11 protein-coding genes and 1 pseudogene are annotated in these 11,833 nt (G+C 68.0%); 10 read left to right on the top strand and 2 right to left on the bottom strand.

What is annotated here, in order from left to right:
• The 7 genes and pseudogenes from NKF06_RS17315 to NKF06_RS17285 form a co-directional block, all read left to right on the top strand.
• A pseudogene (locus tag NKF06_RS17315) lies at positions 1 to 225 on the top strand (LLM class flavin-dependent oxidoreductase); the annotation flags it as partial.
• Positions 226 to 291: 66 nt separating this feature from the next.
• The gene (locus NKF06_RS17310; protein ID WP_253246122.1) at positions 292 to 951 is read left to right on the top strand and encodes an isochorismatase family protein; all 660 of its coding nucleotides are present in this window, start codon (positions 292 to 294) and stop codon (positions 949 to 951) included.
• Positions 948 to 2,348 carry an amidohydrolase family protein gene (locus NKF06_RS17305; protein ID WP_253246121.1) on the top strand — a complete coding sequence of 467 codons (1,401 nt, stop codon included), beginning with the start codon at positions 948 to 950 and terminating at the stop codon, positions 2,346 to 2,348. Before NKF06_RS17310 ends, NKF06_RS17305 begins: the two co-directional genes overlap by 4 nt.
• A gap of 146 nt (positions 2,349 to 2,494) precedes the next feature.
• Positions 2,495 to 3,700 (top strand): CoA transferase, encoded by a 1,206-nt coding sequence (locus tag NKF06_RS17300; RefSeq protein WP_058826206.1) that lies wholly within the window; start codon positions 2,495 to 2,497, stop codon positions 3,698 to 3,700.
• Positions 3,697 to 4,656, top strand: a complete 960-nt coding sequence (locus NKF06_RS17295; RefSeq protein ID WP_253246120.1) for a hydroxymethylglutaryl-CoA lyase — start codon at positions 3,697 to 3,699, stop codon at positions 4,654 to 4,656. Before NKF06_RS17300 ends, NKF06_RS17295 begins: the two co-directional genes overlap by 4 nt.
• Position 4,657: 1 nt before the next feature.
• Entirely contained in the window at positions 4,658 to 5,971 is a 1,314-nt protein-coding gene (locus NKF06_RS17290; protein WP_253246119.1) for a 3-isopropylmalate dehydratase large subunit, read from the top strand.
• The gene (locus tag NKF06_RS17285; protein ID WP_253246118.1) at positions 5,968 to 6,498 is read left to right on the top strand and encodes a 3-isopropylmalate dehydratase small subunit; all 531 of its coding nucleotides are present in this window, start codon (positions 5,968 to 5,970) and stop codon (positions 6,496 to 6,498) included. Before NKF06_RS17290 ends, NKF06_RS17285 begins: the two co-directional genes overlap by 4 nt.
• A 117-nt stretch (positions 6,499 to 6,615) precedes the next feature.
• Here NKF06_RS17285 and NKF06_RS17280 read toward each other — a convergent pair whose 3' ends face one another.
• Positions 6,616 to 7,749: an MFS transporter gene (locus NKF06_RS17280; RefSeq protein WP_253246123.1), complete on the bottom strand. Its 1,134-nt coding sequence runs from the start codon at positions 7,747 to 7,749 to the stop codon at positions 6,616 to 6,618.
• Positions 7,750 to 8,119: 370 nt separating this feature from the next.
• On the opposite strand from NKF06_RS17280, the gene NKF06_RS17275 reads away from it, so the two are divergent.
• Positions 8,120 to 8,521, top strand: coding sequence for a VOC family protein (locus NKF06_RS17275; RefSeq protein ID WP_058826211.1), 402 nt, complete (start codon positions 8,120 to 8,122; stop codon positions 8,519 to 8,521).
• A 3-nt stretch (positions 8,522 to 8,524) separates the two neighbouring features.
• Here the strand turns inward: NKF06_RS17275 and NKF06_RS17270 are convergent, their stop codons facing one another.
• A complete protein-coding gene (locus NKF06_RS17270) occupies positions 8,525 to 9,175 on the bottom strand; it encodes a helix-turn-helix domain-containing protein (RefSeq protein ID WP_253246117.1) in 651 nt (216 codons plus the stop codon).
• Between the two features lie 87 nt (positions 9,176 to 9,262).
• Between NKF06_RS17270 and hutU the strand changes: the two genes are divergently transcribed.
• Together hutU and NKF06_RS17260 are read left to right on the top strand one after the other, a co-directional pair.
• A complete protein-coding gene (gene hutU / locus NKF06_RS17265) occupies positions 9,263 to 11,089 on the top strand; it encodes a urocanate hydratase (protein ID WP_253246116.1) in 1,827 nt (608 codons plus the stop codon).
• Positions 11,086 to 11,833: arginase family protein (locus tag NKF06_RS17260; protein WP_253246115.1), on the top strand; the 748-nt coding region annotated here is incomplete at its 3' end. The genes hutU and NKF06_RS17260, both read left to right, overlap by 4 nt.

The raw sequence follows: 11,833 nt of genomic DNA, 5'->3' as shown, positions 1-11,833 counted from the left end.
GGCGACGAGGTCGACGGCGGTCCGGGCCGCGCCGACGACCGAGGTCGGGCGCGCGAACTCTCGACCGAGTTCCTCGACCTCGTGGCGCTTGTCGGCACGCCCGACGACGCGCAGGGGCGACTCGCCGAACTCCGCGAGATGGGCGTCGACCTCCCGGTCGTCCGCGCGCCCGCCGGCGTCGACCGCGAGTGGGTGGCGCGGACGCTGGAGGTGTTCGCCCCGTAACATGACCTCGCCGAACCGTGCCGTACTTTTATGCTGGATGCCACCGCATCTCAGGCGAAGCGAGTCATGACAGACCGTATCTGGGAGGACCTGCTATCTGAACAGGATAAACAGGTCATCACGAAGGCTGGTTACGACAAGGAGGGCGCCTCGTCGTGGGAGTCCCGCGGCATGGGCGAGAACCCGATGGTTCTCGTCATCGACATGCAGCGGCTCATCGTCGGCGAGAACGTCCCCATCCTCGACGCTATCGAGGAGTATCGAACCGCGATGGGCGACATCGCGTGGGACGCCATCGAACACATCGACCCGTTCCTCGACTTCGCGCGGGAGCAGGGGCTTCCGGTGACGTACACGCGGGTCGTCCCATCGAGCTACGACGACCCCGACCACCCCGACCTCGACATCGTCGACCCGGTCGCGCCCGAGGAGGGTGACACCGTCGTCGACAAGTCCTACGCGTCGGCGTTCTACGGGACCGACCTGCTCTCGCGGCTCGTCCGCGGCGACCACGACTCGGTCATCATCGTCGGCAACTCCACGAGCGGGTGCGTCCGTGCCACCGCGGTCGACGCAAAGCAGAACGGCTTCAGCGTCGTCCTGCCGCAGGAGTGCATCTTCGACCGCATCGAGGCGTCGCACAAAATCGGCCTCCTCGACCTGTGGATGAAGTACGCCGAGGTGCTGGAGACCGGGGCGGTCGAGGAGTGGGTCGAGACGCTATGACCCACGACCTCGTCATCTCGAACGGCACCGTCGTCACTCCCGAACACGGCACCTTCGAAGCCGACGTGGCGGCCGACGGCGAGACCATCTCCGCCATCGCCGCGCCCGGCACGCTCTCGGGCGAGACGGAAATCGACGCGACGGGTAAGCACGTGCTCCCGGGCGCGATCGACCCGCACACCCACCACGGCATCTACCGCGGACTGGAGGCGGACGCTGAGTCCGAGTCCAAGTCCGACCTCGTCGGCGGCGTGACCACCATCGGGAACTATTTCCGCCGGGCCGGGGCCTACGAGGAGATTATGCCGGGCTACTTCGACGAGGCGGAGCCGAACTACTACCACGATTACTTCTTCTCGCTCGGCCTGCTCTCGATGGAGCACGTCGAGGAGATTCCGACCATCATCGAGGAGTTCGGCATCACGACGTTCAAGTGGTACATGAACTACAAGGACGCCGCCCGCGAGAAGTTCGGCGTCGACTGCGACATGCACGACGACTTCGGCGACGCGTTCGTCCAGAAACTCGCCGAACAGGACGTGCCGACCACGCTCGGCTACCACTCCGAGAACGTCGAAATCACGAACGCGCTCGCCGGCGGCAACGTCTACGTCACCTCCGAGTCCGACGACACCGACGCCGACGCCGACGAGGGCTACGAGGTGATGGTCGAGGAGTTCCCCGGCTACGCCGAGACGCAGAGCATGGTCGCCGGGGCCGCGCTCGCCAAGGTCCACGGCTACGACGACCGCTTCTACGCGGTTCACATCTCCGCCGGGGGGACGGCCGACGAACTCGCCGCGCTCCACGACGCGGGCTACCGGGCGTGGGGAGAGACGTGTATCCACTACCTCGCGCTCACCACCGAGGAGTGCGACGAGCGCATGAAAGTGAACCCGCCGGTCCGGTCGAAAGCCGACCAAGAGACGCTCTGGGAGCGCCTCGCCGACGGCACCATCTCGACTATCGGCACCGACCACTGCGCCAACCTTGCGGAGAACAAGTTCGGCGAGGGCATCCGCGACAGCCTGCTCGGATTCCCCTCGACGCCCGTGATGCTCCCGCTCATCCTCTCGGAGGGCGTCAACGAGGGCCGTCTCTCGCTGGAACGCGCCGTCGAGGTCACGAGCACCAACGCGGCGAAGGCGTTCAACCTCTACCCCAAGAAGGGCACTGTCAGAGTCGGCAGCGACGCCGACCTCGCCGTCGTCGACCTCGACGAGACGAAGACGGTCACGCCGGAACTGTTACACAGCGTCAGCGGCTACTCCCCCTACGAGGGCCGAGACGTCACCGGCTGGCCGACTCAGACCGTCGTGAAGGGTGAACTCGCCTACGACGACGGCGAGATAGTCGGCACGAAAGGGCACGGAACCCACATCGACCGCCCGGTGTGAACCGGCGGCGACCGAACCGAGCCGTCGACGACGCGGACTGACCGGCCACCGCCGACCGGGCTACACGTCTCGACCGGGCAACGGCCACCCACACGCACTACCAGACGACCACCACACGCGACACAGAACGAGAAGACACACACGACATGACGAACGACACGAACGGACCACTCGACGGCCTCGTCGTCCTCGAAGCCGGGTCGATGATATCCGGCCCGACCGTCGGCCGCTTCATGGCCGACTTCGGGGCGACGGTCATCAAAATCGAACACCCGGCGTTCGGCGACCACATCCGCCGCTTCGGTCCACAGAAAGACGGCGTCGGCCTCTGGCACAAGTACCTCTCGCGGAACAAGCAGTCCGTCACCCTGAACATCTCCACCGACGAGGGTGCGGCGGTGTTCGAAGACCTCGTGAGCGATGCCGACCTCCTCATCGAGAACTTCCGGCCCGGCACGCTCGAACGCTGGAACGTCGGCTGGGAGCGACTCTCCGAGGTCAACGACGACCTCGTGATGCTCCGGATGTCCGGCTTCGGCCAGACCGGCCCGTATTCCGAACGCCCCGGCTTCGGGACGCTCGCGGAGGCGATGTCCGGGTTCGCTTATCTCAACGGCTTCCCCGACTCGCCCCCGCTGCTCCCGCCGACGGGTCTCGCCGACAACATCGCGGCGCTGTTTTCGACGTTCGCGGTGATGTTCGCACTCTACCACCGCGACGTCCACGGCGGCGGCGGCCAGTACATCGACACGAGCCTCATCGAACCCATCTTCGGCCTGCTCGGCCCGCAACCGCTCCGCTACGACCAACTCGGCGAAATCGAGTCGCGGTCGGGCAACCGCTCGACCTCGTCGGCCCCGCGGAACGTCTACCGGACGGGCGACGACCGCTGGGTCGCCATCTCCGCGAGCGCGCAACCGCTCGCAGAACGGACCTTCGACGCCATCGGCCGCCCCGACCTGAAAGACGACCCGCGGTTCGAGACCAACGAGGACCGACTGGAGCACGTCGACGAACTCGACGCCATCATCCAAGACTGGATGGACGACCACAGCCGCGAGGAGGTGCTCGCGGCGTTCGAGGAGGCAGACGCGACGCTCGCGCCGGTGTACAACGTCGAGGACATCCTCAACGACGAGCACTACGCGGCGCGCGAGGCGTTCCTGACGGTCGACGACCCCGACCTCGGCGAGGCGGTCGTCCAGAACGCCTTCCCGAAGTTCTCGGAGACGCCCGGGCGGGTCGACCACCTCGGCCCGTCGCTCGGCGAGCACAACGACGCGGTCTACCGCGACCGACTCGGGTACGACGAGTCGGTGCTTTCGGACCTCGAAGCGGAGGACGTGATATGAGCCTCCTCGACTCGCTTCCCGAGCGCGTCCACGTCGTCGAGATGCTGCCCCGCGACGGGTTCCAGCGCCTCGACGAGTTCGTCCCGACCGACGAGAAAGTCGAGATCATCGACGCCCTCTCGGACACCGGCGTGGACGAAATCGAGGTTTCGTCGTTCACCCACCCGAAGGCCGTCCCGACCCTGCGGGACGCCGACGAGGTGGCGAAGCGAATCACCCGCCGCGACGGCGTGACCTACCGGGCGCTCGTCCCCAACCTCCGTGGCATGGAGCGCGCCGTCGAGGCGGAGGTTGACAAGGTGAACGCGCTCGTCACGGTGAGCGAGACCTACACGAGGAAAAACCAGAACCGCACCCGCGAGGAGGTGCTCGCGGAGATGGACGACATCGTCGAACTCGCCCACGACCACGGCATCGAGGTCGAAGCCGGGATGGGGACGAGTTTCTACTGCCCCTACGAGGGCGCAATCGATCCCGCGGAGACCCTCGCGGTCGTCGACAGCGTCGTCGAGTCCAGCGTCGACGAGGTGACGCTGGCGACGACGATGGGCCTCGCCAACCCGGTCGAAATCACGGAGCGCTTCACCGCGGCGTTCGAAGCCCATCCGGGCCTCGACATGGGCCTGCACCTCCACGACACGAACGGAATGAGCCTCGCCAACACGCTGGCCGCGATGGCCGTCGGCGTCGACCGCTTCGACGCCTCGGTTTGCGGTCTCGGCGGCGGCGTCGTCCTCCCCGGCGACATGTCCGGCGTCGGCAACACGCCGACCGAGGACCTCGTCCAGATGCTCGAACGCATGGGCGTCGGCCACGGCGTCGACTTCGGCCGCATCGAGGCGGCCGCCCACGACGTGTCCGACCGCTTGGGCCTCGGCCTGACGAGTCACGTCCTCGCGGGCGGCACCGTCGAGGGCGTCCTCGACACCGTCGCGGCCGACGGGGAGGAGGACTGAGATGTCCGGCAAGACCCTCGCTGAGAAACTGCTCTCGGCGAAGTCCGGCACCGACGCCCGCGCCGGCGACTACGTCGAGGCCGACGTGGACGTGGCGATGGCCCACGACATCACCGGGCCGCTCGCGTTCCAGACGTTCGACGAGGTGACGGGCGACGACGGCGAGCTGTTCGCGCCCGACCGGACCGTCTTCACCATCGACCACCACGCCCCCGCCGACGGGGTGCAGGCCGCGAACAACCACAACGCGGTCCGCGAGTTCGCGGCGAAACACGGCGCGCACCAGTTCGACGTGGGCGACGGCATCTGCCACGCCGTCCTCGTCGAGGAGGGGTTCGTCGGTCCCGGCGACCTCGTCATCGGCGCGGACTCCCACTCGACGACCTACGGCGGCATCGGCGCGTTCGGGACCGGCGTCGGCTCGACCGACCTCGGAACCGCGCTCGCGACGGGCGAACTCTGGTTCCGCGTCCCGAAGACGCTGCGCTTCGAGGTCGACGGCGACCTCCAAGACGGCGTCTACGCGAAGGACCTCATCCTGCGCTTCATCGGCGACGTGGGCTTCGACGGCTGTACCTACATGGCCGCCGAGTACGCCGGGAGCACCATCGAGTCGCTTCCGATTCACGAGCGCCTCGTCCTGTCGAACATGGCCATCGAGATGGGCGGTAAGACGGGCCTCGTCGCGCCCGACGAGCGGACCGAGTCGTACCTCGAACGCCAGACCGGGAACGAAATCGACCTCTCGGACGCGTTCGTCTCCGACGACGACGCCGACTACGAGGCGGTCCACACGTACGACGCGGCCGCTCTCGCCCCGCAGGTCTCGAAGCCGTCGAACCCCGAGAACGCGGTGGACGTGACCGAGGTCGCGGGCACCGAAATCGACCAGCTGTTCGTCGGCACCTGCACGAACGGCCGGTACGAGGACATCAAAATCGTCGCGGACATCCTCGCGGGCGAGACCATCGCCCCGAACGTCCGGATGGTCGTCGTCCCCGCCTCGAAGTCCGTCTACCAGCACATGCTCCAGACGGGCGTCTTCCAGACGCTCACCGACGCCGGCGCGGTCATCCAGAGCGCCGGCTGTGGCCCCTGCGCGGGCTACCATCAGGGCGTCCTCGGCGACGGCGACGTCTGTCTCGCCACGGCGAACCGGAACTTCCCCGGCCGCGAGGGGTCGATGGAGTCGTCGGTCTACCTGTCGAGTCCGGCGACCGTCGGCGCGAGCGCGCTGTACGGCGAAATCACCGACCCCCGCGAGGTCGAGACGAAACGCTACGACGACACGGTGTTCGCGGAGGTGCTGCCATGACGGACGCGTTCGCCGGCGACGGCGGCCGCCCGGACCCGGCCGAACCCGGCCGCGCGTGGGTCTTCGGCGACAACATCGACACCGACCAGATAACCCCGTCGCGCTTCATCGTCTCGTCGGACCCCGACGAACTCGCCACCCACGCCTTCGAGGACCTCAGACCCGACTTCTCCGAATCGGTCGAGACCGGCGACTTCGTCGTCGCCGGCGAGAATTTCGGCAGCGGGTCGTCGCGGGAGCACTCGCCGCTGTCGCTCGTCGGCGCGGGCGTCTCGGCGGTCGTCGCGCAGTCGTTCGCGCGCATCTTCTTCCGCAACGCCATCAACCTCGGCCTGCCGGTGCTCATCTGTCCCGGCGCGGACGCCATCGAGGACGGCGACGAGATTCACGTCGACCTCGACGCGGGCGTCGTGACGAACCACACGCGAGACGAGACCTACGAGGCGGAGGCGCTCCCCGAGTTCCTCCAGTCGCTCGTCGAACAGGGCGGGCTGAAAGCCTACACGAAGGCGAAACTCGACGGCTGAGCGGGCACTCGGCTCACGTCATACCGCTTCCGCCGCACCGACCCCGACCGTACAGAGGCACCTGCGAACGCCATTCCGGGACGGCTGTTTTCCACGACTTTCACGCTCCGAGACCGGTTAGCGCTTGCGCGCGTCCCAGTAGAGGAGTCCGGCGGCGACGACGAGACAGACTGCGAGCCCCGCGAACGCGGCGACGTAGCTCGCGTAGGTGGCGACGATGCCGACGTAGGCCGGACCGACCGCGTTCGCGCCGAGGAACAGCGCCCGCGCGGCCCCGAGGTCGGCCCCCCGGTCGGCGTCGGGCGCGTTGTCCATGATGATGGCGTCTGCGAGGGGGAACTCCGTCTTGTAGCCGGCCGCGAGCGCGACGACGGAGACGTAGATGAGCGGGCGTGCCTCCACGGCCGAGAGGACGGCGAGCGCCCCCGCGGCCGCGAGCATCCCGACGACAGCGATTGACTCGCGTCGGAACCGGTCGCTCAGGCCGCCGGCGACGGGTTTGATGGTGATGCCGACGGCGAAGACGATGGCGAACGTCGCGCTCGCCAACTGCTGGTCGAAGCCCTTCGCCTCGATGAGGTAGGTCGGAAAGAAGTTGATGAAGCCGCCGACCATGAAGTAAAACAGCCCGAACGCGAGGAGCGTCCGGCGCTGTTCAGCGCTGGCGAAGAGGCGTCGGAGCGTCCCCGAGACGTGGAGCTCGGGCGACCCCACGGCGTAGCCGTCTCTCGACCAGAACGCGTAGAGGAGGGTGAGGCCGGCGAGGGCGACGGCGACCGGCAGGAACGGCGTCCGCCACGTCGCGTAGGTCAGCGCGAGGATGGCGAGCCCCGACGAGACGAGGCCGCCGAGGTCGGTGCCGGCGGCGTAGAGGCCGAGCGCCCGGCCGCGGCGTTCGACGAACAGGTCCGACAGGAGCGCCCGCGAGGGGATGGCGAACAGCCCTTTCCCGAGCCCCGTGATGACCGCGGCGGCGACGAAGCCCGCGAGTCCGCCGGCGAGGCCGAACGTGGCGAACCCGAGGACGAGAATGCCCAGTCCGGAGACGATGAGCGTCGTCCGTGTCCACCGGTCGGAGTACTCACCGCCGGGGTACTGGGTGATGGCGTAGACGCCCTGAAACAGCGCCAGCGCGATGCCCGCGGTCGCCTCCGTTATCTGTAGCTCCTCGATGATAGTCGGCAGCAGCGGCGACAAGAGAAACCGACCCGTCTGGAGGACCGCCCACGCCAGCGACACGGTGACTAACATCCGACCCGGGTAGCCCGCAAGCAAGCGCTCGTCGGATGTCGGCTGTTGGTTCACACCCTCCGTACACCGACCTGCTACCAATGGGTTACGATTGCGGAACGACGGTTCCGGTTGTCGGCGTCGCGGTCCTCCGTAATGCTGAGCAATCGGTAAATAAATATCAGTTTATTTTAGATTGCCTAGATCGATATGTCGAGACTGAAAGCGCTATAATGGCCGCTAAAACAACACAATTTTTACAAATTCTACCATTTCTAGAAATTTCACAGTTTTAAACACTGTCTAATTTATTCACACCCCCGGTTCAGCCCCTCTGTCCCCGATAGCCGCCGCACAAATTTTTACCACCCGCGGCCGCGACGGTTCGGACATGGACGCGACGGCAATCGACCACGTGAACCTCCGCATCCCCGCCGACGGCCTCGACGCCGCGGTCGAGTTCTACCGCGACGCGCTCGGCTTCGGAATCGAGAACCGCGACCTGTACGAATCGGGCGAAAAGCCCTTCTTCTCCGTGCGACTCACCCCGGCGAGCGTCATCCACCTCCGACCGGCCGAGAACTTCGAACCGCCGGCGGAGACCGCCTTCGACCACGTCGCCATCGAGTTCGCCCACGACATCGACGAACTCCGGGATCACCTCGAAGCGGCGGGCGTCGAAATCGACCGCCAACTCGAACCCCTCGGGGCGACGGGCGTCGCGCCCGCGGTGTACGTCACCGACCCGTTCGGCTACACGCTGGAACTGAAAGCCGCGCCGGACGACGACTGAGCCTTACAACACGTACTGCGCGACCGAGTCCATCACTTTTCGCTCCGCCCGGCGCAGGTGTTCCTCGGCGGTGCGCCGCGAGACACCCATCTCGTCGGCGATGGTCGCGGTCTCGATGCCACGCGGCAGGTCGTAGTAGCCGCCGGCGTGGGCCAGTCGGAGCGCCTCGCGCTGGCGGCCGGTGAGCGCGGGCATCGCGTCGGCGGGGGCCAAAAGCGGGCCGCTCCCACTGGCGAACGACACCGCGCGCTTGGACTCGACGCTCACGTCGAAGCCGCTGTCCACGAGGTCGCGGAAGCACGCCGTCAGGTCGTCGGCGGAGACGGCGAGCAGGCGGCAGACCTTCGCGCCGTCGCGGTAGCGAAGCGGCGGCACGAGGAGCAGGCCGTGTTTCTGGACGTAGCCCTCGATGTGGTCTATCTCGTGATCTTGGAGACAGTCGGCGGTGACGACGACCAACTCGTCGCCGCGCTCGACCGACGCCGCCACGCCGACGGTGTCGCCGACGCGGTCGAGCACGTCGCTTCCGACCCCGCCGCTCACGTGGAGCATGTCGCAGTGCTCGTTGCACCACAGTTCGACGCTCGCGGCGTTGCCCGCCGTCGCCGCCGCGTAGGCGCTGTCGTCCCTGATTCGGAGGCTCGCCTCGTACATACGTGGACGGTGGTCCGGCGGCAATATATAAATACCACACCGCACGGTGGGGGAATCGCTACCCGTCTCGCGCCCGAAGTCTGTGGTATGCACGACCAGCAATCGTCGGCACGCCGGAACCGACTCGGCGACCCGAGCGACGAGTGGCGCGCGTACCAGGGCGCGCCCACCGGGACGGACATCGAGTGCAAGGGGTGGCGACAGGAGGCGGCGCTCCGGATGCTCAACAACAACCTCGACCCCGAGGTGGCCGAGCGCCCCGAGGACCTCGTCGTCTACGGCGGAACCGGCCGGGCCGCCCGCTCGTGGGACGCCTACGACGCGATTCTCGCCGAGCTCCGCGACCTCGACGACGACGAGACGCTCCTCGTCCAGTCGGGCAAGCCGGTCGGGAAGTTCCCGACCCACGAGCGCGCCCCGCGCGTCCTCATCGCCAACTCCAACCTCGTCGGCCGCTGGGACGACTGGGAGCACTTCCACGAACTGGAGGCCGAGGGGAAAATCATGTACGGCCAGATGACCGCCGGCTCGTGGGCGTACATCGGTACGCAGGGCATCATTCAGGGGACCTACGAGACGCTGGCCGAACTCGCCCGCCAGCACTACGACGCCGACCTGCGGGGCAAACTCGTCGTCACCGGCGGTCTCGGCGGCATGAGCGGCGCACAGCCCCTCGCGGTGACGATGAACCACGGGGTCTGTATCGCCGCCGAGGTGCAGGCCGACCGCATCGAGCGCCGGGTCGAGACGGACTACCTGATGGAGTTCGCCGACTCGCTGGACGAGGCGCTCGAAAACGCGAAGGCCGCCATCGACGCGGGCGAACCCTACAGCGTCGGCGTCCAGATGAACGCCGCGGATATGCTCGAAGAACTGCTCGCGCGCGACGAGATTCCGGACGTGGTCACCGACCAGACCAGCGCCCACGACGAACTCGAAGGCTACTACCCGAGCGGCTACACCGTCGCGGAGGCCGACCGACTCCGCGAGGACGACCCCGAGGCCTACGTCGACGCCAGCCTCGACACGATGGAGCGCCACGTGCAGGCCATCCTCGACCTGCAGGACGCGGGCGCAATCGCCTTCGAGTACGGTAACAACATCCGCGGGCAGGTCCAGAATCACCGCGGAATGACGACTGCGTTCGACTTCCCCGGCTTCGTCCCGGCGTACATCCGCCCGATGTTCTGCCGCGGGCGCGGGCCGTTCCGGTGGGCCGCGCTCTCCGGCGACCCCGCCGACATCCACCGCACCGACGAGGCGATTCGAGAGCTGTTCCCCGAACACGAATCGCTCATGCGCTGGATCGACCTCGCACAGGAGCAGGTGTCGTTCCAGGGGCTCTCCTCCCGCGTCTGCTGGCTCGGCTACGCCACCGACGGCGAGGGACTCACGGAGCGCGCCCGCTTCGCGCTGAAAATCAACGACCTCGTCGCCTCGGGCGAGGTTTCCGCGCCGGTCGTCGTCACCCGCGACCACCTCGACGCCGGGTCGGTCGCCAGCCCGTACCGCGAGACCGAGGCGATGCGCGACGGCACCGACGCGGTCGCCGACTGGCCTATCCTGAACGCGCTTCTCAACACCGCCGCGGGCGCGGACATCGTGAGCGTCCACGACGGCGGCGGCGTCGGCATCGGAAACTCGCTGCACACGAACAACCACGTCGTCCTCGACGGCTCCGACCTCGCGGCGAAGAAGGCCCGCGCCGTCTTCACGACCGACCCCGGCATGGGCGTCATCCGCCACGCCGACGCCGGCTACGAGGACGCACTAGACGAGGCCACCCAGTCGAACGTCCGAATCCCGATGCGGGACCACGACGCGGCCGACCGCGCCGAACGTGCCGACCGCGCGGCCGAAGGCGACGGCCACGCGACCGAGACCGGCGAATCCACCGACCGAGGTGACGAATGACCCGCACCGAACCGCCCGCGTGGGAGGGAACGTCGTCGGACCCGAACGACGAGCAGTTCGGCCACGTCGTCTCCCCGACCGACATCGAGGACGCGGGCGACTACCGTGCCGTCCTCGTGGGCGAGCCGTACGACGGGGCCGTTATCGGCCGGCGCGGTGCCCGCGAGGGACCCGCCGCGATTCGGCGTGCCCTCGCCGGCGTCAAGACCCACCACTTCGACGAAGGGCCGGTCGCCGGTGTCGCCGACCTCGGCGACCTCCCAATCGAGGCGTACAACGACGGGGACGACCCCGCGAACCACGTCGCGGACGTGCAGGCTATCGTCGCCGACGAGGCCGCGGCCGTCTACGAGCGCGGCGCGCTCCCGGTCTTCCTCGGCGGCGACAACTCCCTGACGGTCGGGAACGTCACGCCGCTTCTCGGCGGCGGCGACTCGGTCGGGGTCGTGAGCTTCGACGCCCACCTCGACTGCCGCGACCCCGCCGACGGCCCGACGAGCGGGACGCCCTACCGACAGCTGTTCGACGCCGGACTCGACCGCCTCGCCGTGGTTGGGGCGCGACATTTCGAGACCTCGACGGCCTACACCGACTTCCTGCGCGACGCTGGCGGAACCAGCCTCACCGCCGACGAGGTCGGCCGCGGCCCCGTCGAGACGGCCGATTTCGCCCTCGACGCGGTCGCCGCCTGCGACCGCGTCTTCGTCAGCCTCGACGTGGACGTGCTGGACCAGAACGGCCGCG

The organism is Haloferax sp. AB510, assembly GCF_024136985.1.
GTDB lineage: Archaea > Halobacteriota > Halobacteria > Halobacteriales > Haloferacaceae > Haloferax.
This window is presented reverse-complemented; position numbering and strand designations above follow the sequence as displayed.

What these genes read in the sequence shown, in the direction of transcription:
- NKF06_RS17310 (WP_253246122.1), top strand. Translation starts at nt 292, where the DNA reads ATGACAGACCGTATCTGGGAGGACCTGCTATCTGAACAGGATAAACAG.
- NKF06_RS17305 (WP_253246121.1), top strand. Translation starts at nt 948, where the DNA reads ATGACCCACGACCTCGTCATCTCGAACGGCACCGTCGTCACTCCCGAA.
- NKF06_RS17300 (WP_058826206.1), top strand. Translation starts at nt 2,495, where the DNA reads ATGACGAACGACACGAACGGACCACTCGACGGCCTCGTCGTCCTCGAA.
- NKF06_RS17295 (WP_253246120.1), top strand. Translation starts at nt 3,697, where the DNA reads ATGAGCCTCCTCGACTCGCTTCCCGAGCGCGTCCACGTCGTCGAGATG.
- NKF06_RS17290 (WP_253246119.1), top strand. Translation starts at nt 4,658, where the DNA reads ATGTCCGGCAAGACCCTCGCTGAGAAACTGCTCTCGGCGAAGTCCGGC.
- NKF06_RS17285 (WP_253246118.1), top strand. Translation starts at nt 5,968, where the DNA reads ATGACGGACGCGTTCGCCGGCGACGGCGGCCGCCCGGACCCGGCCGAA.
- NKF06_RS17280 (WP_253246123.1), bottom strand. Translation starts at nt 7,749, where the DNA reads ATGTTAGTCACCGTGTCGCTGGCGTGGGCGGTCCTCCAGACGGGTCGG.
- NKF06_RS17275 (WP_058826211.1), top strand. Translation starts at nt 8,120, where the DNA reads ATGGACGCGACGGCAATCGACCACGTGAACCTCCGCATCCCCGCCGAC.
- NKF06_RS17270 (WP_253246117.1), bottom strand. Translation starts at nt 9,175, where the DNA reads ATGTACGAGGCGAGCCTCCGAATCAGGGACGACAGCGCCTACGCGGCG.
- hutU (WP_253246116.1), top strand. Translation starts at nt 9,263, where the DNA reads ATGCACGACCAGCAATCGTCGGCACGCCGGAACCGACTCGGCGACCCG.